Raw genomic sequence first — 25817 nt, 5'->3', positions numbered from 1 at the left:
GTAGCGGAGGCGTTGATGTCCAGTAGCCGTACCGGCAGGCCGCCCGTGCAGCGGGCGTCCCGACGCCCCTCCGTCGCCCGGCCCTCGCGCGAGAACCCCGTACAACGGCTCTACACGCGCGCGCGCAAGGCCTGGGACCGGCCACTGACCGCCTACTACCTGATCCTCGGCGGCAGCCTGCTGATCACCGTGCTCGGTCTGGTGATGGTCTACTCGGCCTCCCAGATCACGGCTCTGCAGATGTCCTTGCCGGGATCCTTCTTCTTCCGCAAGCAGTTCCTGGCCGCCGTCATCGGCACCGTACTGCTGCTGATCGCCTCCCGGATGCCGGTCAAACTGCACCGGGCGCTCGCCTACCCGATCCTGGCCGGAGCGGTCTTCCTGATGGCCCTGGTGCAGGTGCCGGGGATAGGGATGTCGGTCAACGGCAACCAGAACTGGATCTCGCTCGGCGGCTCCTTCCAGATCCAGCCCAGCGAGTTCGGCAAGCTGGCCCTCGTGCTGTGGGCGGCCGACCTGCTCGCCCGCAAGCAGGACAAGAAGCTGCTGACCCAGTGGAAGCACATGCTGGTGCCGCTCGTCCCGGTCGCCTTCCTGCTGCTCGGGCTGATCATGCTCGGCGGCGACATGGGTACGGCGATCATCCTGACGGCGATCCTGTTCGGCCTGCTGTGGCTCGCGGGAGCGCCGACCCGGCTGTTCGTCGGGGTGCTGTCGGTCGCCGCGTTCATCGGGTTCGTGCTCATCAAGACCAGCCCCAACCGCATGGCCCGGCTCGCCTGCATCGGCGCCACCGAGCCCAAGTCCGGCGCCGCCGACTGCTGGCAGGCCGTGCACGGCATCTACGCCCTCGCCTCCGGCGGAATCTTTGGCTCCGGGCTCGGTGCGAGTGTGGAAAAATGGGGCCAACTCCCCGAAGCCCACACCGACTTCATCTTCGCCGTCACCGGTGAGGAACTGGGCCTCGCGGGGACGCTGTCGGTACTCGCCCTCTTCGCGGCTCTAGGCTATGCGGGTATCCGCGTGGCCGGACGCACGGAGGACCCCTTCGTGAGGTATGCCGCGGGAGGCGTGACCACCTGGATCACCGCTCAGGCTGTGATCAACATCGGTGCGGTGCTCGGTCTGCTGCCGATCGCCGGCGTCCCGCTCCCGCTGTTCTCCTACGGAGGTTCCGCCCTGCTGCCGACCATGTTCGCCGTCGGGCTGCTGATCGCGTTCGCGCGTGACGATCCCGCCGCGCGGGCGGCGCTTTCGATGCGGCAACCCCGCTTTGGTAGAAAGCGGGCGGGAGGCGCCGTGCCGGCACGGGGGCCTCGGAGATGGAACACGATGCGACGGCGCGCCCCATCGGCGCGTTCGTCCGGAGAGCGGTGAATTTCGGTGCATGTCGTACTCGCCGGTGGGGGGACCGCCGGCCACATCGAGCCCGCGCTCGCCCTCGCGGACGCCCTGCGCAGGCAGGACCCGAGCGTGGGGATCACGGCTCTGGGCACGGAACGGGGGCTGGAGACCAAACTCGTCCCACAGCGCGGCTACGAGCTGGCGCTCATCCCGGCCGTCCCGCTGCCCCGTAAGCCCACCCCTGAACTGATCACCGTGCCGGGCCGGCTGCGCGGCACGATCAAGGCCACCGAGCAGATCCTGGAGCGCACCAAGGCCGACGCCGTCGTCGGCTTCGGCGGCTATGTCGCGCTGCCCGCCTACCTCGCCGCCAAGCGGCTCGGTGTGCCGATCGTGATCCACGAGGCCAACGCCCGCCCCGGCCTCGCCAACAAGATCGGCTCCCGGTACGCCGCCCAGGTCGCCGTCGCCACGCCGGACAGCAAGCTGCGCAACTCCCGCTACATCGGCATCCCGCTGCGCCACACCATCGCCACCCTGGACCGGGCCGCCGCCCGCCCCGAGGCCCGGCACATGTTCGGCCTCGACCCGAACCTGCCGACCCTGCTGGTCTCCGGCGGCTCGCAGGGCGCCCGGCGCCTCAACGAGGTCGTCCAGCAGGTCGCGCCCTGGCTCCAGCAGGCCGGGATCCAGATCCTGCACGCGGTCGGCCCGAAGAACGAACTGCCGCACGTACAGCAGATGCCGGGAATGCCCCCCTACATCCCGGTAAGTTACCTGGATCGGATGGATCTCGCGTACGCCGCGGCCGACATGATGCTCTGCCGCGCGGGCGCGATGACCGTCGCCGAACTGTCCGCCGTCGGGCTCCCGGCCGCCTACGTCCCGCTGCCCATCGGCAACGGAGAACAGCGGCTGAACGCCCAGCCGGTGGTCAAGGCCGGCGGCGGACTGCTGGTCGACGACGCGGAACTGACGCCGGACTGGGTCCGGGCCAACGTCCTGCCCGTGCTCGCCGACCCGCACCGGCTGTACGAGATGTCCCGCGCCGCCGCCGAGTTCGGCCGCCGGGACGCCGACGAGCTGCTCGTCGGCATGGTGTACGAGGCGATCGCCTCCCACCGACGCCAGTAGCGAGGAAAAGGGAGTGGGCGTGGCCGGATCGACGACCGCCGAGCGCGGTGAACGCCAGCAGGAGTCGTCCGGCCCGCCTCCTGCCCGGCGGCGGTTGAGGGTGCGTCGGCTTCGTACGATCATCATTCTTGCCGTGGCGCTCGTGCTTCTTTCTGCGGGCACCGTCTGGCTGTTGTACGGCTCCCAGTGGCTGCGCGTCGAAAGCGTGGCGGTCTCGGGAACCAGGGTGCTGACTCCGGACCAGGTCCGCGAGGCCGCCGACGTCCCGGTCGGATCGCCGCTGATTTCCGTCGACACCGATGCGATTGAGGCACGACTGCTCCGGAAATTGCCCCGAATTGACTCAGTTGATGTCGCTCGTTCCTGGCCCGACGGAATCGGGCTGAAAGTGACCGAGCGTACTCCGGTTCTGCTTGTCCAAAAGGGCGGAAACTTCGTCGAAGTGGACGATGAAGGCGTCCGATTCGCCACGGTTTCTGAGGCCCCCAATGGCGTCCCGGCACTGGAATTGACACTCTCCCCGCCGGACTCCCGCGCCGCGAGCCTGCGCCGCTTCGGCGAGGCCCGGCTCGTGCGCGAAGCGGTCCGCGTGGCGCGTGACATTCCGGCCGCCGTCGCGCACGCGACCCGTTCCGTCAAGGTGCGTTCGTACGACGACATCTCGCTGGAGTTGGAGGGCGGTCGTACCGTCGCCTGGGGGAGCAGCGAGAAAGGTGCCGCGAAGGCCCGTACGCTCGCCGCTCTCATGAAAGCCACTCCCGATGCGCGGCACTTCGACGTCAGCGTCCCCACCGCCCCTGCGTCAGCAGGGAGTTGACGCACATCAGCGCAGGCCAGCACCCTGGTTGGGCACTGCTACGGCTGATCACATAGGGTGAAAAGAAAAACGGGAGGTTCGGCGTGTTCGTTGAACGTGCGCCACTTGTCGACTTAGTGTCCTGTTCAGAAGACTCCAGGGAACAGACACACTGGTAACCCTAAACTTCAGCGTTAGGGTTCGGGTCGGCGCTACGGACCGTCCCATTCGGCATCAGTCGGCGGATCGTGAGGCAGCAGTGCCTCGTTGGTTCGGCGACACGTAACTCGAGGCGAGAGGCCTTCGACGTGGCAGCACCGCAGAACTACCTCGCAGTCATCAAAGTCATCGGTGTCGGCGGCGGTGGTGTCAATGCCATCAACCGGATGATCGAGGTCGGTCTCAAGGGCGTCGAGTTCATCGCCATCAACACCGACGCGCAGGCGCTGTTGATGAGCGACGCCGACGTCAAGCTCGACGTCGGCCGCGAACTCACCCGCGGACTCGGCGCCGGAGCCAACCCGGCCGTGGGCCGCAAGGCCGCCGAGGACCACCGCGAGGAGATCGAGGAGGTCCTCAAGGGGGCCGACATGGTCTTCGTGACGGCCGGTGAAGGCGGCGGCACGGGCACCGGCGGCGCGCCCGTCGTGGCCAACATCGCACGCACCCTGGGCGCCCTCACCATCGGCGTGGTCACGCGCCCGTTCACCTTCGAGGGACGGCGCCGCGCCAACCAGGCCGAGGACGGCATCGCCGAACTCCGCGAAGAGGTCGACACCCTCATCGTCATCCCCAACGACCGACTGCTGTCCATCTCGGACCGCCAGGTCTCCGTCCTCGACGCCTTCAAGTCGGCCGACCAGGTCCTGCTCTCCGGTGTCCAGGGCATCACCGACCTCATCACCACGCCCGGTCTGATCAACCTCGACTTCGCCGACGTCAAGTCGGTCATGTCGGAAGCCGGTTCGGCGCTCATGGGCATCGGCTCGGCCCGCGGCGACGACCGCGCGGTGGCCGCCGCCGAGATGGCGATCTCCTCGCCGCTCCTGGAGGCGTCCATCGACGGCGCCCGCGGTGTACTGCTCTCCATCTCCGGCGGCTCCGACCTCGGCCTGTTCGAGATCAACGAAGCGGCTCAGCTGGTCAGCGAGGCCGCCCACCCCGAGGCCAACATCATCTTCGGTGCGGTCATCGACGACGCCCTCGGCGACGAGGTCCGCGTCACCGTGATCGCCGCCGGCTTCGACGGGGGGCAGCCGCCGACCCGCCGGGAGACGGTCATGGGTTCGTCCTCGAACCCGGCCCGCCGCGAGGAGCCCACACCGGTACGGCAGACCGAGAGCCGCCCGTCCTTCGGCTCGCTCGGCAGCGTCACGCCGAAGGAGGACCCGGAGCCCGCACCGGAGCCGGTCGCCGACCTCCCGGTCCCCCCGCCGGTCCCGCCGTCGCGGAGCTACACCGACAGCGCGGCCGAGGAGCTGGACGTGCCGGACTTCCTGAAGTGATAGGACGGAGCGAGAGCGTGAGCGGCGCGCACTTCGCCTTCACCGATCGGTGGGGCGGGGTGAGCGCCGCTCCGTATGAGGAGCTCAACCTCGGCGGGGCGGTCGGCGACGACCCCGAGGCCGTGGGGACCAATCGCGAACTGGCCGCCAAGTCGCTCGGTATCGATCCCGACCGGGTGGTCTGGATGAACCAGGTGCACGGGGCGGACGCCGTGGTGGTCTCCGAGCCGTGGGGCGAGCGTCCGGTGCCTCAGGTCGACGCGATCGTCACCGCCGAACGCGGTCTCGCCCTCGCCGTCCTCACCGCGGACTGCACCCCGGTGCTGCTCGCCGACCCGGTCGCCGGGATCGCCGCGGCGGTCCACGCGGGCCGGCCCGGCATGGTCGCCGGAGTCGTCCCCGCCGCGCTACGCGCGATGACCGAACTCGGCGCCGATCCCGCCCGGATCGTCGCCCGCACCGGACCTGCCGTCTGCGGCAAGTGCTACGAGGTGCCCGAGGAGATGCGTGCCGACGTCGCCGCCGTCGAACCCGCGGCGCACGCCGAGACGAGTTGGGGCACGCCCTCGGTCGACGTGACCGCCGGAGTGCACGCGCAACTCGACCGGCTCGGGGTGCGCGACCGGCAGCAGTCGCCGGTGTGCACGCTGGAGTCGGGCGACCACTTCTCGTATCGCCGCGATCGCACCACGGGGCGACTCGCGGGATATGTCTGGCTGGACTGATGGCACATGACGGACCGTAAGGACGAACTCGCCGCAAATCTGGCGAAGGTGGAGCAGCGCATCGCCGCCGCGTGCGCGGCCGCCGGGCGGGCGCGGGAGGAGGTGACCCTCATCGTGGTCACCAAGACCTATCCCGCGAGCGACGTGCGGATGCTGTCGGAGCTCGGCGTGCGTCATGTCGCCGAGAACAAGGACCAGGACGCGGCGCCCAAGGCTGCTGAATGTTCGGATCTGCCGCTTACCTGGCACTTTGTGGGTCAGTTGCAGACCAACAAGGTGCGCTCTGTGGTCGGTTACGCGGATCTCGTGCAGTCCGTCGATCGTTCCAAGCTGGTGACGGCTCTTTCGAAGGAGGCCGTGAAGGCCGGGCGCGAAGTGGGATGCCTCATCCAGGTCGCGCTCGACGCCGGGTCGGGCGAGCGAGGGGAGCGGGGCGGCGTGGCGCCGGGCGGAATCGAGGAGTTGGCCGATCTCGTGGCCCGGGCTCCGGGGTTGCGGCTCGACGGGCTGATGACCGTCGCTCCGCTCACCGGGGAGTACGCGGGACGCGAACAAGCGGCGTTCGAGCGGTTGATGGATTTGTCGACCGACCTGCGCCGAGCCCATCAGGCTGCGAACATGGTGTCGGCAGGGATGAGTGCGGACCTCGAACAGGCCGTGGCGGCAGGGGCGACACATGTGCGCGTCGGCACCGCGGTACTCGGAGTCCGCCCCAGGCTCGGGTAACGTCGCCAAGAAGTCGGACCACAGCAGAAAATATGGTCATTGCCGCCGAAAGGCGGTCATAACGACCTCGTGGATCGCGGGCACTTGGCAGTCGTCAGCCGATCCACCACAGAGCGGAGGACTCAGAGAATGGCCGGCGCGATGCGCAAGATGGCGGTCTACCTCGGCCTCGTGGAGGACGATGGGTACGACGGCCGCGGTTTCGACCCCGACGACGACTTCGAACCGGAACTCGACCCGGAGCCCGAGCGGGACCGCCGACGGCATGAGCCGTCTCACCAGTCACATCAGGCACTTCAGCCCGAAAGGGATGAATCGGTCAGAGTCGTGCAGTCCTCGGTGCCGCGCGACTCGGTGCCCCGATCCACTTCGCTGGCCGCGGAATCGGTGCGTCCCGCGCGCATCGCGCCCGTGGCATCCATCACACAAGAACGCGCAAGCCTGGAGAAGAACGCACCGGTGATCATGCCCAAAGTCGTGTCGGAACGAGAGCCTTACCGGATCACCACGCTTCACCCCCGGACCTACAACGAGGCCCGTACCATCGGGGAACACTTCCGTGAGGGCACCCCGGTGATCATGAACTTGACTGAGATGGATGACACAGACGCCAAGCGACTTGTCGACTTTGCGGCCGGTTTGGTGTTTGGTCTTCACGGCAGCATCGAGCGGGTGACGCAGAAGGTGTTCCTGTTGTCGCCTGCTAACGTCGATGTCACGGCGGAGGACAAGGCCCGCATCGCAGAGGGCGGGTTCTTCAACCAGAGCTGAGAAGCACAACCGGAACGAAGTACGGAACAGGGGAGAGGGAAAGACAGACCATGAGCGTGTTCGCGCAGGTGATCTACATCGCGCTGATGGTGTTCCTCATCGTGCTCATCTTCCGGTTGGTCATGGACTACGTCTTCCAGTTCGCCCGCTCGTGGCAACCCGGCAAGGCGATGGTGGTCGTTCTGGAGGCCACCTACACTGTCACCGATCCACCGTTGAAGCTTCTGCGGCGGTTCATCCCGCCGCTGCGTCTCGGGGGCGTGGCGCTCGACCTGTCCTTCTTCGTGCTGATGATCATCGTCTACATCCTCATCTCCATCACGGGAAACCTGGCGAGGTGACTGTGGACGATACGGTCTTGCCGACTGCCGATGACTACGTTGAGGTGAAGAGATGCCGTTGACCCCCGAGGACGTGCGGAACAAGCAGTTCACGACCGTCCGCCTCCGAGAAGGCTATGACGAGGACGAGGTCGATGCCTTCCTCGACGAGGTCGAAGCCGAACTGACCCGCCTGCTGCGCGAGAACGAGGACCTGCGCGCCAAGCTGGCCGCGGCGACGCGTGCTGCTGCCCAGAACCAGCAGAACATGCGCAAGCCCCCGGAGCAGCAGGACCAGCAGCAGGGTGGCATGCCCGGACAGGGAATGCCGCAGCAGGGCATGCGTGGGCCAGGTCCCGGCGCTCCCGTACCCGCTGGCATATCCGGTCCGCCGCAGCAGCAGATGGGCGGCCCCATGGGTGGCCCGCCCCAGCTGCCGAGCGGTGCACCGCAGCTGCCCGCCGGCCCCGGCGGTGGCCAGGGTGGCCCGCAGGGTCAGATGGGCCAGGGCCCCATGGGTCAGGGGCAGATGGGCCAGGGCCAGATGGGTCAGGGCCAGTTGGGCCAGGGCCAGATGGGTCAGGGCCCCATGGGCGGTCAGCCGCCCATGCAGCAGCAGATGGGTGGCCCGATGGGCGGTCCCATGGGCGGCCCGATGGGCGGCCCCGGTCAGGGCCCCGGTGGCGACAGCGCCGCCCGTGTCCTCTCGCTGGCCCAGCAGACCGCCGACCAGGCGATCGCCGAGGCTCGTTCCGAGGCCAACAAGATCGTCGGCGAGGCTCGTTCGCGTGCCGAGGGTCTTGAGCGTGACGCCCGTGCCAAGGCGGACGCGCTGGAGCGGGACGCCCAGGAGAAGCACCGCGTCGCGATGGGCTCCCTCGAGTCCGCCCGCGCCACGCTGGAGCGCAAGGTCGAGGACCTGCGCGGCTTCGAGCGCGAGTACCGCACGCGTCTGAAGTCGTACCTCGAGTCGCAGCTGCGTCAGCTGGAGACCCAGGCCGACGACTCGCTGGCTCCGCCGCGTACCCCGGCGACCGCGTCGCTGCCGCCGTCCCCGGCGCCTTCCATGGCTCCGGCCGGTGCGAGCGCGCCGTCGTACGGTGGCAACCAGGGCATGGGCGGCGGTCCTTCGCCGGCCGGCCCGTCCTACGGTGGCCAGCAGCAGATGTCTCCCGCGATGACCCAGCCGATGGCGCCGGTACGGCCGCAGGGTCCTGGTCCGATGGGACAGGCTCCCTCGCCGATGCGCGGCTTCCTCATCGACGAGGACGACAACTGACGGCCTCTAGTACGCCTTAGGCGTCGGCAGCGTTCAGGGCGAGGCCCCGGATTTCGATCCGGGGCCTCGCCCTTTTACGCGAGTTGATCACAGTGTCGTGGAGACGCGGAAGGCCCGGCCCCCTCCTGGGGACCGGGCCTTCGCTCTCGCGGTTACGCCTTGCGCAGGCGGAACGTCAGGGACAGGCCCTCGTCGGTGAACGGGGTGCCGTAGGTGTCGTCCGCCTCACCCTGGGCGAAGTCCGTGGCAAGGACCTCGTCGGCGATCAGGGGCGTGTGCTCGGACAGGGCCGCGATCACGGCCGGGTCCGTGGCCGTCCAGCGGAGTGCGATGCGGTCGGCCACGTCGAGGCCGCTGTTCTTGCGGGCCTCCTGGATCAGGCGGATCGCGTCACGGGCCAGGCCCGCCTGGCGGAGTTCCTCCGTGATCTCCAGGTCCAGCGCCACCGTCGCACCGGAGTCGGACGCCACCGACCAGCCCTCGCGCGGGGTCTCCGTGATGATCACCTCATCAGGAGCGAGCGTGATCGTCTCACCGTCGACCTCGACCGACGCCATGCCCTCGCGCAGGGCGAGGGAGAGCGCGGCCGCGTCGGCGCCCGCGACGGCCTTGGCCACGTCCTGGACGCGCTTGCCGAAACGCTTGCCGAGGGCGCGGAAGTTGGCCTTCGCCGTGGTGTCCACCAGGCTGCCGCCGACCTCGCTGAGGGAGGCGAGTGCGCTCACGTTCAGCTCCTCCGTGATCTGCGCGTGCAGTTCACTGTCGAGGGAGCCGAAGCCGGTCGCGGCGATGAGCGCCCGGGACAGCGGCTGACGGGTCTTCACACCCGACTCCGCGCGCGTGGCACGGCCCAACTCGACGAGCCGGCGCACCAGGACCATCTGCTTCGACAGCTCCGGGTCGATGGCGGAGAGGTCCGCCTTCGGCCAGGAGGCCAGGTGCACGGACTCCGGGACGCCGGGGGTGACCGGCACGACGAGGTCCTGCCAGACCCGCTCGGTGATGAAAGGGGTCAGCGGGGCCATCAGCTTGGTGACCGTCTCGACGACCTCGTGCAGCGTGCGCAGCGCGGCCTTGTCGCCCTGCCAGAAGCGGCGCCGGGACCGGCGTACGTACCAGTTGGACAGGTCGTCGACGAACGCCGACAGGAGCTTGCCGGCGCGCTGGGTGTCGTACGACTCCAGGGACTGGGTCACCTGGTCGGTCAGCGCGTGCAGTTCGGACAGCAGCCAGCGGTCCAGGACCGGGCGGTCGGCCGGGGCCGGGTCCGCCTCGCTGGGCGCCCAGTCGGACGTACGGGCGTACAGGGCCTGGAAGGCCACCGTGTTCCAGTATGTGAGGAGCGTCTTGCGGACGACCTCCTGGATCGTGCCGTGGCCCACGCGACGGGCCGCCCACGGGGAGCCGCCGGCCGCCATGAACCAGCGCACGGCGTCAGCCCCGTGCCGGTCCATCAGGGGGATCGGCTCCAGGGTGTTGCCCAGGTGCTTGGACATCTTGCGGCCGTCCTCGGCGAGGATGTGGCCGAGGCAGACGACGTTCTCGTACGACGACTTGTCGAAGACCAGGGTGCCGATGGCCATCAGCGTGTAGAACCAGCCCCGTGTCTGGTCGATGGCCTCGCTGATGAACTGCGCCGGGTAGCGGGACTCGAACAGCTCCTTGTTCTTGTACGGGTAGCCCCACTGCGCGAACGGCATCGAACCCGAGTCGTACCAGGCGTCGATGACCTCCGGCACGCGCGTGGCCGTCTTCTGGCACTGGGGGCACGCGAAGGTGACCTCGTCGATGAACGGGCGGTGCGGGTCAAGGCCGGAATGGTCCGTGCCGGTCAGCTGGGTGAGCTCCGCGCGGGAGCCCACCACGGTGAGGTGGTCGTCCTCGCAGCGCCAGATCGGCAGCGGGGTGCCCCAGTAGCGGTTGCGGGACAGCGCCCAGTCGATGTTGTTCTGCAGCCAGTCGCCGAAGCGGCCGTGCTTCACCGTCTCCGGGAACCAGTTGGTGTTCTCGTTCTCCTGGAGGAGGCGGTCCTTGGCGGCGGTGGTGCGGATGTACCAGGACGGCTGCGCGTAGTAGAGGAGCGCGGTGTGGCAGCGCCAGCAGTGCGGGTAGCTGTGCTCGTACGGGATGTGCCGGAAGAGGAGGCCGCGCTGCTGGAGGTCCTCGGTGAGCTTTTCGTCCGCCTTCTTGAAGAAGACGCCGCCGACCAGGGGGACGTCCTCCTCGAACGTGCCGTCCCGGCGGACGGGGTTCACGACGGGCAGGCCGTAGGCGCGGCAGACCTTGAGGTCGTCCTCACCGAACGCGGGGGACTGGTGGACCAGGCCCGTACCGTCCTCGGTCGTGACGTACTCGGCGTTGACCACGTAGTGGGCCGGCTCCGGGAACTCCACGAGCTCGAACGGACGTTGATAGGTCCAGCGCTCCATTTCGGCGCCGGTGAAGGACTGGCCGGTGGTCTCCCAGCCCTCGCCGAGCGCCTTGGCGAGCAGCGGCTCGGCGACGACGAGCTTCTCCTCGCCGTCGGTGGCGACGACGTAGGTGACCTCCGGGTGCGCGGCGACCGCCGTGTTGGACACCAGGGTCCAGGGGGTCGTCGTCCACACCAGGAGCGCGGCCTGGCCGGCGAGCGGACCGGAGGTGAGCGGGAAACGGACGTACACGGAAGGGTCGACGATCGTCTCGTAGCCCTGCGCCAGCTCGTGGTCCGACAGGCCCGTCTCGTCGCGGGGGCACCAGGGGGCCACGCGGTAGTCCTGGACCAGCAGGCCCTTGTTGAAGATCTCCTTCAGCGACCACCAGACGGACTCGATGTACTCAGGGTCCATCGTGCGGTAGGGGTCCTGGAGGTCGGTCCAGTAGCCCATACGGGTCGTGAGTGCCTCGAAGGCGTCGGTGTGGCGGGTCACGGACTCGCGGCACTTGGCGTTGAACTCGGCGATGCCGTACGCCTCGATGTCCTTCTTGCCGGTGAAGCCGAGCTCCTTCTCGACCGCGAGCTCCACCGGCAGGCCGTGACAGTCCCAGCCGGCCTTGCGGGCCACGTGGTAGCCGCGCATGGTGCGGAAGCGGGGGAAGACGTCCTTGAAGACGCGCGCCTCGATGTGGTGGGCGCCGGGCATGCCGTTGGCGGTGGGCGGGCCCTCGTAGAACACCCACTCGGGGCGGCCCTCGGACTGCTCCAGGCTCTTGGCGAAGATCTTCTGCTCGCGCCAGAAGTCGAGCACCGCGTGCTCGAGCGCGGGCAGGTCGACCTGGGCGGGCACCTGGCGGTACGTCGGCGTTGTCATCAGCGAGCTTCCTCCGGCGGACTTGCTGCCTTCCGTCCGGAGGGACGAGAGTCTGTGCGCCGGTTTCGGCGCGCTCCCGCGGTACCACCCTCCTTGGCCCGCCGACGCCTGGTGTGCGTCGGTGAGCCCCCTCATTGGGGCCGCGATGCCGGGTCTACCGGCCCTGGTGGTCCGTGGGCGGAGCCCACTGATCCAAGGCCTTCTTCCGGCGGCTCCGGGGTGATCTTCACGTCGCGCTCGCCCCCGGGCTTCCACCGTCCCCGGGTCGCTATGGGCTGCGTACGCCGCTACTCGTCCCCATCCACGCTTTTCGCTCCGCCCAGTGTACGGCGCCCGGGGGACAGCGGCCGACCGGTTTTCCTCAGCCGGATACGGAGGCCGCCGTGGGGCCCTGAGTGACCCGAATGGAGCGGCACGACTGTTCGGATTCCGGGACGGACGGTCCGGCGGATTACCTGGCGGGGAGCTGGGCACAACGCATGCATGCTTCGCGCCTCGCGCGCGCGGGGCGGGCGAATCGAGCGGCGTGCCCCGTTGCCGCGGGACTCAAGTCGATTTATCGTCCCAGCACGATTCGCGAGCAAGATCACAATATGTGAAGGGGCCGCGGCATGGTGGCGAAGAAGACCGCCGTACAGCAGTCGGCGTCGAGCCGGTCCACACATGCCCGTGCCGCCGGCGGCGAGGCCAAGGGTGCGGCTGCCAAGGCCGTGAAGGCGGTCGGAGCGGCGGCGAAGAGCGTCGCGAAGAAGGCCGCCGTCAAGAGCACGCGCGCGGGTGGCGAGAAGGCCGTGGCGAAGAAGGTGGCGCCCCGGAAGGCGAGCGGCGCCAAGGCCACGGCTTCCACGGCGGCTCCCGGCGGACAGACGGCCGCGGAGGAGGTCTCGGCCAGGAGACCCTCGGCCGAGGCGCCTGTCGGCGGGACGGCAGAGGTCACCAAGGGCGTCGGCAAGGCCTCGGTCACGAAGAAGGGCACGGTCACTGAGAAGGCCGCGGTGCCGAAGAAGGCCGCGGTTGCCAAGAAGGCGGTCGCCGGGAAGGGTGCGGTCGCGAAGAAGGCGGTCGCCGGGAAGGGTGCGGTCGCGAAGAAGGCGGTCGCCGAGAAGGGTGCGGTCGCCAAGAAGACCTCCGCAAAGAAGCCGGTCGCGAAGAAGGCGGCTACAAAGGAAGCGGTCGCGAAGAAGGCAGCCGCGAAGAAGGCCGCCACGAAGAAAGCGGTGACGAGGAAGGCAGCCACGAAGAGATCCGCAGCGAAGGACACGGCCGCGGCCAAAGGCGCGGCCAAGGGCACGACCGCGACGAAGGCCGCGGGGAAGAAGACGGCCGCGAAGGACATCGCGGTCGCGGAGAAGGCCGCCACGGAGGCCGGTGCCCCGCAGGGGGACGCCGGGCAGGGCACCTCCGGGAAGAACACCCTCACCAAGAGGGCGGCCAGGAAGAGCACGGCCAAGAAGGCGGGCGCGGCCGAGGCCGCGAAGCAGACGGGAGCCACGACAGTGGTTGCGAAGAAGACTCCTGGCACGGCCACGGCGGCGAAGACCGCCCTACCCAACGCGCGGGTCTCCGCGGTGGAGCCCGGCGAGCTCGCGGTGCGCCCGGGTGAGGACCCGTGGACGCCCGAAGAGGTCTCCGAGGCGCGCGCGGAGCTCACGGCCGAGGCCCTGCGGCTGCGCACCGAGATCACCACCTCGGAGGAGTCCCTGGTCGGGCTCATGAGGGACTCCGGGGACGGCGCCGGCGACGACCAGGCCGACACCGGGACCAAGAACATCACGCGCGAGAGCGAGATGGCCCTCGCGGCCAACGCGCGCGAGATGCTCCTCCAGACCGAACGCGCCCTGGGGCGGCTCGACGCCGGCACGTACGGCCTGTGCGAGAACTGCGGCAACCCCATCGGCAAGGCCCGCATGCAGGCCTTCCCGCGCGCGACCCTGTGCGTGGAGTGCAAGCAGAAGCAGGAACGCCGGTACTGAGGGTCCTTGGAGGCGTGTCGTACCCTCGTCCTCAGTCAGGTATCTAGGTCGAGGGACTCACGTGACAGAGGCGGAGCGCATCATCGGTACGCCGGATTCCCCAGAGGCGGCGGGGGCGGAGCCGGAGCAGGACCAGACGGCGCGGCCCAGGGGCAGGCGCCGTATCGCCGTGCTGTTCACGGTGGCCGCCTTCGCGTACGCCCTCGACCTGGTCAGCAAGATGATCGTGGTCGCCAAGCTGGAGCACCACGAGCCGATCGAGATCGTCGGGGACTGGCTGAGGTTCGAGGCGATCCGCAACGCGGGCGCGGCCTTCGGCTTCGGTGAGGCCTTCACCGTGATCTTCACGGTGATCGCGGCGGCCGTGATCGTGGTCATCGCCCGGCTCGCCCGCAAGCTCTACAGCCTGCCCTGGGCGATCGCGCTCGGTCTGCTGCTCGGGGGCGCGTTCGGCAACCTCACCGACCGGATCTTCCGCTCCCCGGGAGTGTTCGAGGGCGCGGTCGTCGACTTCATCGCGCCCAAGCACTTCGCCGTCTTCAACCTCGCCGACTCGGCGATCGTGTGCGGCGGCATCCTGATCGTGCTGCTGTCGTTCAAGGGACTCGACCCCGACGGCACGGTCCACAAGGACTGATCCACAGGCGCCGGTCGGGGCTGTCGGTGGTGTCCGGCATACTCGACGGGTGAGCACCGTTCCCGAGATCCGTACCCTGCCCGTGCCCGACGGCCTGGAGGGCGAGCGCGTCGACGCCGCCATCTCCCGCATGTTCGGCTTCTCCCGGACCAAGGCGGCCGAGATCGCCGCCGCGGGGAAGGTCACGGTCGACGGGTCGGTGGTCGGGAAGTCCGAGCGGGTGCACGGCGGGGCCTGGCTGGAGGTCGAGATGCCACAGGCGGCCGCGCCGGTGCAGATCGTCGCCGAGCCGGTCGAGGGCATGGAGATCGTCCATGACGACGACGACGTGGTCGTGATCGCCAAGCCGGTGGGCGTCGCCGCGCATCCCAGCCCCGGCTGGACCGGGACGACCGTGATCGGCGGGCTCGCCGCCGCCGGGTACCGCATCTCGACCTCCGGTGCCGCCGAGCGCCAGGGCATCGTGCACCGCCTCGACGTGGGCACCTCGGGGCTGATGGTCGTGGCCAAGTCGGAGCGGGCGTACACCTCGCTCAAGCGGCAGTTCAAGGAGCGCACGGTCGACAAGCGGTACCACACGCTCGTCCAGGGCCACCCGGACCCGACCAGCGGCACCATCGACGCACCCATCGGCCGCCACCCCCAGCACGACTACAAGTGGGCGGTCACGGCCGAGGGCAAGCCGTCCGTGACGCATTACGACCTCATCGAGGCGTTCCGTGCGGCCTCCCTGCTCGATGTGAAGCTGGAGACCGGGCGCACCCACCAGATCCGCGTCCACATGGCGGCCCACCGCCACCCCTGCGTCGGCGACCTGACGTACGGCGCCGACCCGACGCTCGCCAAGCGGCTCCGGCTGACGCGGCAGTGGCTGCACGCCGTGCGGCTCGGCTTCGAGCACCCGGGGGACGGGGAGTGGGTGGAGTTCGCGAGCGAGTACCCGGAAGATCTGCAGCAGGCCCTGGACCTGGTGCGTGAGGAGACCTACGGGTGAGCACGCACGCGTACGTGGTGCGGGTCGCCGAGGATCCCGCCGACCGTGAGGCCTGCTTCACGGTCCGCAAGGAGGTCTTCGTCGGCGAGCAGGGCGTGCCGGAGGACATCGAGTACGACGCCTACGACGCCGTAGCGGTGCATGTGCTGGCGGTGCGGGAGGACGGGGTGCCGCTCGGGACCGGGCGGCTGCTGTACGGCGCGGCGGCGGCCGGGAAGACCGGCGGTGACGTGACCGTGGGGTCGCTGGGACGGCTCGCCGTGACACAGGCGGCGCGCGGACTCGGGGTGGGGGTGGCTCTTGTGCGGGCCATCGAGGACGCGGCACGCGCGCGTGGGCTCGTGGCCGTGGATCTGCATGCGCAGACGCATGCACTGGGGTTCTACGAGCGGCTCGGGTACGTGGCGTACGGGCCGGAGTTTCCGGACGCGGGGATACCGCACCGGGCCATGCGACGGGTTCTCTGACGCTCGGATTCACGTCGGCGGGAGACGGCGAGCGGCGGTCGGGAAGGTCTGGGCGTGAAGCGGGCAGACTGAAGTGACCGTAGATTTGTCGATCTGCCCGGAGTTCTCACCGTGGATCAGTTGGCCCTGTTGTTCGTGTTGTTGCTGGGGGCTCTGATCAGTGTCCCGGTGGGAGACCGGTTCGGGTTGCCGGCGCCGGTGCTGATGACGCTCCTCGGGATCGTGCTCGCGGTACTGGACTTCGTACCGAATGTCGATATTCCACCCGAGCTGATCCTGCCCATTCTGTTGCCGCCGTTGCTCTATGCGGCGGTGCGGCGGACGTCGTGGCGGCAGTTCGCGGCCAACAAACGACCGATCTTCCTGCTCGCCGTCGCGCTCGTGTTCGTCACCACCCTGTGCGTCGCCGTCGTCGCCCAGGCGATCGTGCCGGGACTGCCGATCGCCGCCGCCGTCGCGCTCGGCGCGCTGGTCGCGCCGCCCGACCCGGTCGCCGCGACCGCCGTGGCCGGCCAACTCGGGCTGCCCCGGAGGCTGGTGTCCATCCTGGAGGGCGAGGGGCTCTTCAACGACGTGACGGCGATCGTGCTCTACCACGTGGCCGTCGCCGCAGCCGTCAGTGGCTCGTTCACGGCAGGGAAGGCCGTCTTCGAGTTGGTGCTCTCCGCGGTGGTCGCCGTCGTCGTGGGGCTCGCGCTGGGCTGGGGGGCCAACAAGCTGATGGATCTGCTGGGTGACGCCACTCTCCAGATCGGGCTGACGGTACTCGTGCCGTACGCCTCCTACGTGCTCGCCGAGGAGCTCCACGGCTCCGGTGTGCTCGCGGTGCTGACCACCGCCCTGTTCATCGCCGAGTACGCCACCGACGCCGACGACGTGATGACCCGGCTCGCCGGGCACACCTTCTGGGACATCGTCGACACGCTCGTGACCGGCGTGGCCTTCGGGCTCATCGGACTCGAACTGCACAACGCGATCCGGACGGCGTCCGGACGCTGGGGCGAGATGCTCGGCTGGGCCGCCGCGATCGTGGCCGTGGTCGTGCTCGTACGGCTGCTGTGGCTGTTGCCGGCGACCTGGCTCACCAAACGCCTGCACGCCAAGCGGGACATAGACGAGGAGATCCCGATGGGATGGCGGGAGACCGTCATCATGTGGTGGTCCGGGATGCGGGGCGTGGCGTCCGTGGCGCTGGCGCTGGCCATCCCGCTGGAGACCGACTCGGGAGCGGGCTTCCCCGACCGGGACGAGATCGTGTTCATCGCGTTCGGGGTGATCATGGCGACCCTCGTGCTGCAGGGGCTGACCCTGCCGTGGCTGGTGAAGCGGCTGGGGGTGCGGGCGGACAGCGAGCGGGAGATGGAGTTCGAGAAGACCCTCGCGGTCCGGGCGGCGAAGGCGGCCAAGAAGCGGCTGCGGGAGATCGAGAACGTGGAGGAACTGCCCGAGGAGCTGTCGGAGCAGATGCTGCGGCGGGCGTTCGAGATCGGTGTGCGGATCTCTCCCGAGATGGGGGACGAGGAGCGGCGTGAGGCCCGGCGCCGGCTCAAGCGGGCGCGGCGCATCCACGGCGAGATGCTGAGCGCGGCGCGGCACGAGGTGCTGGCGGCGCGGAGCGAGCCGGGGGCCGATCCCGAGATCGTGGACCGGGTGTTGCGGCATCTGGACGTTCGCAGTCTGCGGTGAAGGTGTGGAAACCGGGATGAGTTCGCCGCCCGGGCGTTTGTAGGCTGCAGTTATGGCTCGCAACGTGATAATCAGCGGTGGCGGTACGGGAATCGGACTCGCGGCGGCGCAGGTGTTCGCCGCGGAAGGGGATCGGGTGCTGCTGCTCGGCCGGCGTGCCGAGGTGCTCGAGAAGGCCGGGGTGCCCGGCGCGCTGACGTACGCCGCCGATCTCGGTGACGTCGACGAGGTGCGCGGGGTCGTCGGGTTCGTGGAGCGTGAACTCGGGACCGTGGATGTGCTGATCCACAGCGCCGGGGGTACCGGTCAGCTCGAGCCGCCCGTCGACAGCTCCGATCCGCTCGACGCCGTCGCGCACAACTGGACCGTGAACTTCCGGCTCAATCTGCTGACCGCGGCGCTGCTCACCGAGGGGTTGAAGGAGCGGCTCGCCTCGCCGGGCGGGCGGGTGCTGTTCGTGAGTTCCATCGCCGCGTACCGGGGGTCCGGGAGCGGGGCGTACGGGGCGGCGAAGGCGGGGCTGCATCCGTACGCCCATGATCTCGCGCGGGAGTTGGGGCCGCGGGGGATCACCGCGAACGTGGTCGCGCCGGGGTACATCGAGGACACGGAGTTCTTCGGTGGGGCGATCGATCCCGCTCGGCGGGAACGGCTCGTCGGTGACACGTCGACGGGGCGGGCGGGGACGCCGGGGGATGTCGCCGCCACGCTGCACTGGCTGGCTTCGGCGGGGGCGGGGCATGTGACGTCGCAGGTCGTGCAGGTCAACGGTGGGGCTGAGCGAGGGCATTGACCGTGGACGGGTGCGGGTCCGTCGTGGGTCGGTGCAGGCGCCGGCGCCACGACGGACCGTCAGCCCCGCCCCGTCCGTGGGGTCTCGTGGGCTCGGCGGGGGGCCGTGCCGTTGCCGTTTCCGTTGGAGGAGGAGCCGCTGCGGGGCAGTACGACCGCGTCCGCCGTGTTGACCCGGGGCAGGGCGTACGGATGGTGTTCGGTCAGCCAGCGGAGCATCTGCTCGCGGACCGTGACCCGTACCGTCCAGATGTCGTCGGCGTCCTTGGCGGTCACCAGGGCCCGTACCTGCATGGTGTTCGGGGTGGTGTCGGTGACGTCGAGGCCGTAGGCGCGGCCGTCCCAGGCCGGGCACCCGCGCAGGATGTCCCGCAGCCGCTCGCGCATCAGCTCCACCGGGGCCGTGTGATCGACGTGCCAGAAGACGATGCCGGTCATCTGCGGGGTGCCGCGGGACCAGTTCTCGAACGGCTTCGAGGTGAAGTACGACACCGGCATGGTGATCCGGCGCTCGTCCCAGGTCCGCACCGTCAGGAAGGTCAGCGTGATCTCCTCGACGGTGCCCCACTCGCCGTCCACCACCACGGTGTCGCCGATGCGCACCATGTCACCGAAGGCGATCTGCAGCCCGGCGAACATGTTGCTGAGCGTCGACTGGGCGGCGACACCGGCGACGATGCCGAGGATTCCGGCGGAGGCCAGCAGCGAGGCACCGGCCGCGCGCATCGCGGGGAACGTCAGCAGCATCGCGGCCACGGCCACCACGCCGACGGTCGCGGCGACCACCCGCATGATCAGCGTGACCTGGGTGCGCACCCTGCGGACCCGGGCGGCGTCGTGGTGGGCGCGCGCGTAACGGGTGTACGTCGTCTCCACTATGGCCGCGGCGATCCGGATCACCAGCCAGGCGGTCGCCCCGATCAGGACCAGCGTCAGTGTCTGCCCGATGCCGGCGCTGTGCCGCTCCAGCACCCTCGCCTCGTCGTACGCCCCTCTCAGCATCGCCGCGCACAGCACAAGCATGTAGGGGATGCGACCACGGCGCAGCAGACCCCACATCGGGGTCTCGCTGTGGCGTGCGTCGGCCTTGCGCAGCAGAAGGTCGGTGGCCCAGCCGATCACCAAGGTGAGCAGCAACGAGCCACCGACCACGATCAGTGGCCGGAGTACGTTCTCCATGCCCCCGAACCTAACCGGCCCGGGCGGGGCATGAACATGTGACTTCTGCCGCGAAGTGGGTACGGCACCATGTCCTCATGAACATCATGCTCTTTCACTCGACCTACGGCCTCAGGCCCGCCGTCCGTCAGGCCGCCGACCGGCTGCGGGAGGCCGGGCACGAGGTGTGGACCCCGGACCTCTTCGAGGGGCGCACGTTCGAGACGGTCGAGGAGGGCATGGCCTTCAACTCTGAGATCGGCAAGGACGAGCTGCTCAAGCGGGCCGTCCTGGCCGCCGCACCCTACTCCGAGCGCGGTCTGGTCTACTCCGGCTTCTCGCTCGGCGCCTCGATCGCGCAGACCCTCGCCCTCGGCGACGAGAAGGCCCGCGGCCTGCTCCTCCTGCACGGCACGTCGGACATCGCGCCGAACGCGACCGCGGACGAGCTGCCGGTCCAGCTGCACGTGGCCGAGCCGGACCCCTTCGAGACCGACGACTGGCTGAGCGCCTGGTATCTCCAGATGGGCCGCACCGGCGCCGATGTCGAGATCTACCGATACGCCGGGGCCGGTCATCTCTACACCGACCCCGGCCTCCCGGACTACGACGAGGAGGCCGCCGAGGCCACCTGGCGGGTGGCCCTCGGCTTCCTGGAGACGCTCTAGACGGGGGTGTAGGTCCGCTCGACCTTCTGTGTGCCGGTCCGCGTGCGGTACGAACGCGCCCAGGACGAGGTCGCGTTCGCCTTGGTCTTGTCGGACAGCACGTAGTAGTCCATCTGCGCCCGGTCGGCGGTGATGTCCAGGACGCCGTAGCCGTGGCGGTCGGTGTCGACCCAGTGGACGTGACGGTTGGCGACCTGGATGACCGGCGCGGCGAGCGCGGTGACCGTGCCCTCGGGGACCTTCAGGAGGTCGTCGAGGTTGTCGGAGGTCACCGAGGTGACGACGAACTCGGTGGCGGCGGAGGCCGACAGCGGGTAGGTGCCGGCGTCCACCGGCACGTCGTTGGCCCACGCCATGTGGATGTCGCCGGTCAGGAAGACGGTGTTGCGGATGGCGTTGGAGCGCAGGTGGGCCAGCAACTCGCGGCGGTCGTCCGTGTAGCCGTCCCACTGGTCCGTGTTGAGGGCGAGGCCCTCCTTCGGCAGCCCCAGCAGCTCGGCGAGCGGCCTCAGCAGATCGGCGGAGAGCGAGCCGATCGCGAACGGCGAGATCATCACGGAGTTGCCGACCAACCGCCAGGTCGTGTCGGAGGACTTCAGCCCCGCCTTGAGCCAGTCCAGCTGCGCGCGGCCGGTGATCGTGCGGCTTGGGTCGTCCACCGAGCCGTTGCCCACGGCGACCTGCTGTGAGCGGAAGGACCGCAGATCGAGCAGCGAGAGGTCGGCGAGCTTGCCGAACCGCAGCCGCCGGTAGGTGGTGCCCGCGATCGCCGGGCGCACCGGCATCCACTCGAAGTAGGCCTGCTTGGCGGCGGCCTGACGGGCCGACCAGGCGCCCTCCGCGCCCTCGGTGTGGTTCTCGGCACCGCCCGACCAGGCGTCGTTGGCGAACTCGTGGTCGTCCCAGATCGCGACGACCGGGGCGACCGCGTGCAGGGTCTGGAGGTCCGGGTCCGTCTTGTACTTGCCGTGCCGGATCCGGTAGTCGGCGAGAGTGAGGATCTCGTGGGCCGGCGCGTGCTGTCGTACGACGGTGTCGCGGGTGCCGTACTCGCCGGTGCCGTACTCGTAGATGTAGTCGCCCAGATGCAGCCAGGCGTCCAGGTCGCCGCGGGCTGCGAGGTGGCGGTACGAGGAGAAGTAGCCCGCCTCCCAGTTGGCGCAGGAGACCACGCCGAAGCGGAGGTTCGCGACGGCCGCGTCCGACGCCGGCGCGGTGCGGGTGCGCGCCGCCGGGGACTTGGTGCCGCCCGCCGAGAAGCGGAACCAGTAGTCGGTCGCGGGGGTGAGACCGCGGACGTCCGCCTTGACGGTGTGGTCGGAGGCGGCGGTCGCGGTGACGGACCCCTTGGCGACGACGGTCGTGAAGGCCTTGTCCCTGGCGACGACCCAGCCGACCTCGGTGTCCGGGCCGAGCCCGGAGCCGGGTACGGCCTCGGAGGTCGGGGTCACCCGGGTCCACAGCAGGATGCCGTCCGGGAGCGGGTCGCCGGAGGCGACGCCGTGCAGGAAGGCGGGGGCCTCGTCGGCGGCTCGGGCCGGCAGCGCGGCGGCGAGCGGGGCGGCGAGGACAGCGGTGGCCGCCGCGGCCTTGACGACCGTACGGCGGCGCGGAGTAAGGGAGTTGAGGGTCTCGGACGATCTGTATCGACTGGTCACGGGCAATCAGATTACTGACCAGTACGCCGAGGAGCGGGCGAACCGGAAAGAAGTTCGCCCGCTCTTCGGCTGTGCGTCAGGCGCGGGTCCCCGATGTCAGGAGCGAGGAACATCGCGGCCGGTCTCCAGCCGCCGCGTTCGCGGCTTTCAGCAGATGTTTACCGACCCGGACGACAGGGAGAGGTTCTCGGAGAAGATCCAGCCCTTGGTCTGGCCGCTTCCCACGCGCCCGTACACCCAGAAGTTTCCGGACGTGTTGTAGACCCCGCACCATGCGTGGAACGCCGTGCCGCCCGCCACCGACTGGGTCTGCGGGCAGGATGCGAACGGGCCGTTCCGCAAATGCCCCACCACAACCTTGAGCTCGCCATTGGAATTGTTGGGGCCGCTGCTTCCGCAATCGTAGGTCGCCGCACTTGCCGACGTCGCCCCACCTATGATAATTCCACCCAGCGTTGCCGTGGTGGCGGCTAACGCGACGAGGGATTTCTTGAAGCTCATTTTTTCCTCCCGTAATCCGCAATGCGTTGGTCGGCGTAGACGTTACCTCGTTCGATCTTTGGATGTAAATGGAAAATATTCAGACTGCAGATGGCTTGATCGTTTCGGTCTGGCCATCGTTCACCGTGGCTGACATGCGAAATGCCCCGGATCGCTTTCGCGGTCCGGGGCATTCTGGTAAATCAGCCCTTGAGGGCTGCGGCGATCGCGGTGTTGTATTCAGCCACGGTCATGGGGGCACTGCCGTTGCTGCCGTTGACAAGCTTGCCGTCCATCACCAGGGACGGAGTTCCCTGGATGCCGTACTTCTTGCTGTCCGTGTCGAACTTGTCGCTCATGACGAGCGCCCACTTGTCGTAGGTGCCGTTCTTCACGGCGGTCTGGAACTTCGTGTTGTTCTTCAGAGCGGAGACCGTGTTCGCCACCTCGATCAGGTAGGCGTCGCTCTTGAACTTGTCTTCCGTTTCGTCGGGGTGGTACTTCGCCGAGTACATCGCGGTCTTGTACTCGAGGAACGCCTCGGGGCTGACGTTGAGCGCCGCTCCGAGAGCGCTCAGCGCATTCCTCGAGCCCTCGCCGCCGAGCTTGCCGTCGAGGAAGGTGGCGCCCACGTACTGGATCTTGTACTTGCCGTCCTCGACGTCCTTGTCGACGGTCGGGCCGACGGTCTGCTCGAACTGGGCGCAGATGGGGCAGCGCGGGTCCTCGTACATCGCGAGGGTCTTCTTGGCGCCGGCCTTGCCGATGGTGACGGTCGTGCCGTTCTCGCCGCTGGTGTTGGCCGGCTTCACGAGCTTCTCGCTCTTGACGTTCTCCCAGTACTCGGGCTTGTTGCCCTGGACGACCGCGTAGCCTATGCCGCCCGCCGCCGCCAGCACGGCGAGGGCCGAGCAGGCGACGATGACCTGCCGCTTGACCTTGTCGCGCTTGGCCTGGCGCTCGCGCTCCTGCCGCAGCCGCTCACGGGCGGCGGTCTTCGAGGCCTGGCTGTTCCGCTTGCTCATGGTGGTGTTCTCCATCAAGGGGGCGCGCACACGTCGTGTGCGGGGGATACGTAGATCGGGACTGGTGGCGCTCAGGTGCTGGTCCGGTTCAGGCGACAGCGACCGAGCACGGCGGTCCACGCCGTCCCAGGGAGTGCACGAGGAGCTTGTCGAGAACGACGGCCGTACGACGGCCGGGGCGCACCGGGCGGGCCGGCTCCGGCTCCGGCCGCACGGTCAGCGCGGCGGCCACGAGGAGGAGCGGCCGGAAGGTCGTGGCGGCCACGGCCCGCAGCAGCTGGGCCAGGGCCCGCTCGCCGCGGCGCAGCCAGGCGGCCGCGAGAAGGCCGACGCAGAGGTGCGCGCCCAGCAGCAGCCAGGCGGTCTGCGGGTCGGCGTGCGCGAGCAGGCCGCCGAGCCGGTTGGGGTCGGTGCCGGTCATCCGGGCCAGTGGCGAGCCCACGCTGGTGCCGTCGCCGCAGAACACGTCCCAGCCGACCGAGCGCAGCGGGCCCGCCACCGGGCCGCCCGCGGCGCCGTAGCAGACGTGCTGGCCGGTGGTGAAGACGGTGTCGGCGGCCAGCTCCAGCGGGATCAGCACGGCGGCGATCCGCCCGAAGCCGCGCTCCCGGCCGGCCAGCGTGTAGGCGAGCGCGAACACGGCGACGGCGACCACCGCCACCGTGTTGAGCGGCAGGGGAGCTCGGGACAGCAGTACGTGCGACGCGGTGCTGAGCGTCACGACGAGTGCCGTGAACAGCGCCGCGCGGAGCGCTCGTAGCTGGGTCCCGGATATGTCCATAGCGTGGAGAGTGTGTCACGCGGGGCTGTAAGGGACCCCTAAAGGATTCCTGTGCGCGGCCCTATCGTTATGGGAAGCGTCATGAGACCTGTCACAGACCCGGAATCCGGCCGTTGCGGAACAGGTCGACGAAGGTCTGGTGGTCGGCACGCGCGCGTGCGCCGTAGCTGTGCGCGAAGTCGACCAGGAGGCCCGCGAAGCCATCCTCGTCAGCCGCGATTGCCGCGTCGATGGCCCGCTCGGTGGAGAAGGGCACCAGGGACTCGCCGGAGGTGTCGTCCGCCGCCGCGTGCATGGTGGCCGTGGCCCGGCCGAGGTCGGCGACGACCGCCGCGATCTCCTCCGGGTCGTCGATGTCGCCCCAGTCCAGGTCCACGGCGTACGGCGAGATCTCGGCGACCAGCTGGCCCGCACCGCCCAGCTCGGTCCAGCCGAGCCACGGGTCGGCGTGCTGCTGGAGGGCGCGCTGGGAGATCACCGTGCGGTGGCCCTCGTGCTGGAAGTAGTCGCGGATCGCCGGATCGGTGATGTGGCGGGAGACGGCCGGGGTCTGGGCCTGCTTGATGTAGATCACGACGTCGTTCTCCAGGGCGTCGGTGTGCCCCTCGAGCAGGATGTTGTACGACGGCAGACCGGCCGATCCGATACCGATGCCGCGGCGGCCGACGACGTCCTTGACGCGGTAGGAGTCGGGGCGGGACAGGGAGGCCTCCGGGAGGGTCTCCAGATAGCCGTCGAAGGCGGCGAGCACCTTGTAACGGGTGGCCGCGTCCAGCTCGATGGAGCCGCCGCCCGGCGCGAAGCGGCGCTCGAAGTCGCGGATCTCCGTCATCGACTCCAGGAGGCCGAAGCGGGTCAGGGAGCGGGCGTCGCGCAGCGCGTCCAGGAGGGGTCCCTGGGCGGTGTCCAGGGTGAAGGGCGGGACCTCGTCGCTCTTGGCGCCGGTGGCCAGGGCGTGGATCCGCTCGCGGTACGCGCCCGCGTACACCTCCACCAGCTCGGTGATCTGCTCGTCGCCGAGGGCCTTGGCGTACCCGATCAGCGCGACGGAGGCGGCGAAGCGCTTGAGGTCCCAGGTGAAGGGGCCGACGTACGCCTCGTCGAAGTCGTTGACGTTGAAGATCAGCCGGCCGTTGGCGTCCAGGTAGGTGCCGAAGTTCTCCGCGTGCAGGTCGCCGTGGATCCACACGCGCGAGGTGCGCTCGTCGAGGTACGGGCCGCCCCTCTTCTCCGCGTCCAGGTCGTGGTAGAAGAGGCACGCCGTACCCCGGTAGAACGCGAACGCGGAGGCCGCCATCTTCCGGAACTTCACGCGGAACGCTGCCGGGTCGGCGGCCAGGAGCTCGCCGAAGGCGGTGTCGAAGACAGCGAGGATCTCCTCGCCGCGGTGCTCGTCGTTGAGCTGCGGAACCGACATCGCGGGGTGCCTCCTGGTGCATGTGTACGACAGCGTTTCTGTCGTCAGTCCAACGGGCGGGCCCGGCTGAAAGTGCCCGCGACCCTCGTTGTGAAGGTACGCGGGGCGACCCCCGGAGTGTCAGTGCCGAGGCATAGACTTCGACGCTGTCCCCCGAACTGTCCGTCCGCCTGTCGTCGAGTGTTTTCCAT

General features: G+C 69.3%; 23 protein-coding genes. 16 read left to right on the top strand and 7 right to left on the bottom strand.

Annotated elements, in window-relative coordinates; all coding sequences use genetic code 11:
* Positions 1–15: 15 nt before the first annotated feature.
* From ftsW to RNB18_RS11445, 9 genes are all read left to right on the top strand, one after another.
* Entirely contained in the window at positions 16–1377 is a 1362-nt protein-coding gene (ftsW, locus tag RNB18_RS11485; protein WP_311714007.1) for a putative lipid II flippase FtsW, read from the top strand.
* Positions 1378–1383: 6 nt separating this feature from the next.
* On the top strand, positions 1384–2478 hold the full coding sequence (gene murG, locus RNB18_RS11480) for an undecaprenyldiphospho-muramoylpentapeptide beta-N-acetylglucosaminyltransferase (RefSeq protein WP_057618508.1): 1095 nt from the start codon (positions 1384–1386) through the stop codon (positions 2476–2478).
* 19 nt (positions 2479–2497) lie between these two features.
* Positions 2498–3295 carry a cell division protein FtsQ/DivIB gene (locus RNB18_RS11475; RefSeq protein WP_311714006.1) on the top strand — a complete coding sequence of 266 codons (798 nt, stop codon included), beginning with the start codon at positions 2498–2500 and terminating at the stop codon, positions 3293–3295.
* Positions 3296–3582: 287 nt separating this feature from the next.
* Positions 3583–4779: a cell division protein FtsZ gene (gene ftsZ, locus RNB18_RS11470; protein ID WP_311714005.1), complete on the top strand. Its 1197-nt coding sequence runs from the start codon at positions 3583–3585 to the stop codon at positions 4777–4779.
* A gap of 17 nt (positions 4780–4796) precedes the next feature.
* On the top strand, positions 4797–5504 hold the full coding sequence (gene pgeF / locus RNB18_RS11465; RefSeq protein WP_394817606.1) for a peptidoglycan editing factor PgeF: 708 nt from the start codon (positions 4797–4799) through the stop codon (positions 5502–5504).
* Positions 5505–5510: 6 nt separating this feature from the next.
* On the top strand, positions 5511–6230 hold the full coding sequence (locus RNB18_RS11460; protein ID WP_311714003.1) for a YggS family pyridoxal phosphate-dependent enzyme: 720 nt from the start codon (positions 5511–5513) through the stop codon (positions 6228–6230).
* Between the two features lie 129 nt (positions 6231–6359).
* Complete coding sequence (locus RNB18_RS11455; protein ID WP_266525569.1) at positions 6360–7001, top strand: cell division protein SepF; 642 nt, start codon at positions 6360–6362, stop codon at positions 6999–7001.
* A 50-nt stretch (positions 7002–7051) separates the two neighbouring features.
* Positions 7052–7342: a YggT family protein gene (locus tag RNB18_RS11450; protein WP_057618503.1), complete on the top strand. Its 291-nt coding sequence runs from the start codon at positions 7052–7054 to the stop codon at positions 7340–7342.
* Between the two features lie 52 nt (positions 7343–7394).
* Entirely contained in the window at positions 7395–8600 is a 1206-nt protein-coding gene (locus tag RNB18_RS11445; protein ID WP_311714002.1) for a DivIVA domain-containing protein, read from the top strand.
* A gap of 152 nt (positions 8601–8752) precedes the next feature.
* On the opposite strand, the gene ileS is transcribed toward RNB18_RS11445, so the two are convergent.
* Complete coding sequence (ileS, locus tag RNB18_RS11440; RefSeq protein WP_311714001.1) at positions 8753–11890, bottom strand: isoleucine--tRNA ligase; 3138 nt, start codon at positions 11888–11890, stop codon at positions 8753–8755.
* Between the two features lie 611 nt (positions 11891–12501).
* Here ileS and RNB18_RS11435 point away from each other — a divergent pair.
* The 6 genes from RNB18_RS11435 to RNB18_RS11410 all read left to right on the top strand — a co-directional run bounded on the left by RNB18_RS11435 (position 12502) and on the right by RNB18_RS11410 (position 18440).
* Complete coding sequence (locus RNB18_RS11435) at positions 12502–13863, top strand: TraR/DksA family transcriptional regulator (protein ID WP_311714000.1); 1362 nt, start codon at positions 12502–12504, stop codon at positions 13861–13863.
* A 61-nt stretch (positions 13864–13924) separates the two neighbouring features.
* A complete protein-coding gene (gene lspA / locus RNB18_RS11430) occupies positions 13925–14500 on the top strand; it encodes a signal peptidase II (RefSeq protein ID WP_057618500.1) in 576 nt (191 codons plus the stop codon).
* Between the two features lie 49 nt (positions 14501–14549).
* Positions 14550–15494 carry an RluA family pseudouridine synthase gene (locus tag RNB18_RS11425; protein ID WP_311713999.1) on the top strand — a complete coding sequence of 315 codons (945 nt, stop codon included), beginning with the start codon at positions 14550–14552 and terminating at the stop codon, positions 15492–15494.
* The gene (locus RNB18_RS11420; RefSeq protein WP_311713998.1) at positions 15491–15961 is read left to right on the top strand and encodes a GNAT family N-acetyltransferase; all 471 of its coding nucleotides are present in this window, start codon (positions 15491–15493) and stop codon (positions 15959–15961) included. Before RNB18_RS11425 ends, RNB18_RS11420 begins: the two co-directional genes overlap by 4 nt.
* Before the next feature lie 111 nt (positions 15962–16072).
* A complete protein-coding gene (locus tag RNB18_RS11415; protein ID WP_311713997.1) occupies positions 16073–17647 on the top strand; it encodes a Na+/H+ antiporter in 1575 nt (524 codons plus the stop codon).
* A gap of 52 nt (positions 17648–17699) precedes the next feature.
* A complete protein-coding gene (locus tag RNB18_RS11410) occupies positions 17700–18440 on the top strand; it encodes an SDR family NAD(P)-dependent oxidoreductase (protein ID WP_311713996.1) in 741 nt (246 codons plus the stop codon).
* A gap of 59 nt (positions 18441–18499) precedes the next feature.
* On the opposite strand, the gene RNB18_RS11405 is transcribed toward RNB18_RS11410, so the two are convergent.
* Entirely contained in the window at positions 18500–19618 is a 1119-nt protein-coding gene (locus tag RNB18_RS11405; protein WP_311713995.1) for a mechanosensitive ion channel family protein, read from the bottom strand.
* A 77-nt stretch (positions 19619–19695) separates the two neighbouring features.
* Here RNB18_RS11405 and RNB18_RS11400 point away from each other — a divergent pair, with 77 nt between their 5' ends.
* On the top strand, positions 19696–20265 hold the full coding sequence (locus RNB18_RS11400; RefSeq protein ID WP_311713994.1) for a dienelactone hydrolase family protein: 570 nt from the start codon (positions 19696–19698) through the stop codon (positions 20263–20265).
* Here RNB18_RS11400 and RNB18_RS11395 read toward each other — a convergent pair.
* The 5 genes from RNB18_RS11395 to RNB18_RS11375 all read right to left on the bottom strand — a co-directional run bounded on the left by RNB18_RS11395 (position 20262) and on the right by RNB18_RS11375 (position 25626).
* On the bottom strand, positions 20262–21923 hold the full coding sequence (locus RNB18_RS11395; protein WP_311713993.1) for an alkaline phosphatase D family protein: 1662 nt from the start codon (positions 21921–21923) through the stop codon (positions 20262–20264). The two genes, RNB18_RS11400 and RNB18_RS11395, sit on opposite strands and share 4 nt — an antisense overlap.
* A 147-nt stretch (positions 21924–22070) precedes the next feature.
* On the bottom strand, positions 22071–22424 hold the full coding sequence (locus tag RNB18_RS11390; protein ID WP_311713992.1) for a hypothetical protein: 354 nt from the start codon (positions 22422–22424) through the stop codon (positions 22071–22073).
* A gap of 182 nt (positions 22425–22606) precedes the next feature.
* On the bottom strand, positions 22607–23428 hold the full coding sequence (locus tag RNB18_RS11385; protein WP_311713991.1) for a thioredoxin domain-containing protein: 822 nt from the start codon (positions 23426–23428) through the stop codon (positions 22607–22609).
* A gap of 88 nt (positions 23429–23516) precedes the next feature.
* Entirely contained in the window at positions 23517–24209 is a 693-nt protein-coding gene (locus RNB18_RS11380; protein WP_311713990.1) for a hypothetical protein, read from the bottom strand.
* Between the two features lie 91 nt (positions 24210–24300).
* Positions 24301–25626, bottom strand: coding sequence for a DUF2252 domain-containing protein (locus tag RNB18_RS11375; RefSeq protein WP_057618492.1), 1326 nt, complete (start codon positions 25624–25626; stop codon positions 24301–24303).
* Positions 25627–25817 lie beyond the last annotated feature (191 nt).

The organism is Streptomyces doebereineriae, from assembly GCF_031845645.1.
GTDB lineage: Bacteria > Actinomycetota > Actinomycetes > Streptomycetales > Streptomycetaceae > Streptomyces > Streptomyces canus.
This window is presented reverse-complemented; position numbering and strand designations above follow the sequence as displayed.

Bases quoted from the DNA above. Each gene is read 5' to 3' on its own strand.
- ftsW (WP_311714007.1), top strand. From the start codon at position 16: ATGTCCAGTAGCCGTACCGGCAGGCCGCCCGTGCAGCGGGCGTCCCGA.
- RNB18_RS11460 (WP_311714003.1), top strand. From the start codon at position 5,511: ATGACGGACCGTAAGGACGAACTCGCCGCAAATCTGGCGAAGGTGGAG.
- RNB18_RS11455 (WP_266525569.1), top strand. From the start codon at position 6,360: ATGGCCGGCGCGATGCGCAAGATGGCGGTCTACCTCGGCCTCGTGGAG.
- RNB18_RS11450 (WP_057618503.1), top strand. From the start codon at position 7,052: ATGAGCGTGTTCGCGCAGGTGATCTACATCGCGCTGATGGTGTTCCTC.
- RNB18_RS11445 (WP_311714002.1), top strand. From the start codon at position 7,395: ATGCCGTTGACCCCCGAGGACGTGCGGAACAAGCAGTTCACGACCGTC.
- ileS (WP_311714001.1), bottom strand. From the start codon at position 11,890: ATGACAACGCCGACGTACCGCCAGGTGCCCGCCCAGGTCGACCTGCCC.
- RNB18_RS11435 (WP_311714000.1), top strand. From the start codon at position 12,502: ATGGTGGCGAAGAAGACCGCCGTACAGCAGTCGGCGTCGAGCCGGTCC.
- RNB18_RS11410 (WP_311713996.1), top strand. From the start codon at position 17,700: ATGGCTCGCAACGTGATAATCAGCGGTGGCGGTACGGGAATCGGACTC.
- RNB18_RS11405 (WP_311713995.1), bottom strand. From the start codon at position 19,618: ATGGAGAACGTACTCCGGCCACTGATCGTGGTCGGTGGCTCGTTGCTG.
- RNB18_RS11400 (WP_311713994.1), top strand. From the start codon at position 19,696: ATGAACATCATGCTCTTTCACTCGACCTACGGCCTCAGGCCCGCCGTC.
- RNB18_RS11390 (WP_311713992.1), bottom strand. From the start codon at position 22,424: ATGAGCTTCAAGAAATCCCTCGTCGCGTTAGCCGCCACCACGGCAACG.
- RNB18_RS11385 (WP_311713991.1), bottom strand. From the start codon at position 23,428: ATGAGCAAGCGGAACAGCCAGGCCTCGAAGACCGCCGCCCGTGAGCGG.
- RNB18_RS11380 (WP_311713990.1), bottom strand. From the start codon at position 24,209: ATGGACATATCCGGGACCCAGCTACGAGCGCTCCGCGCGGCGCTGTTC.
- RNB18_RS11375 (WP_057618492.1), bottom strand. From the start codon at position 25,626: ATGTCGGTTCCGCAGCTCAACGACGAGCACCGCGGCGAGGAGATCCTC.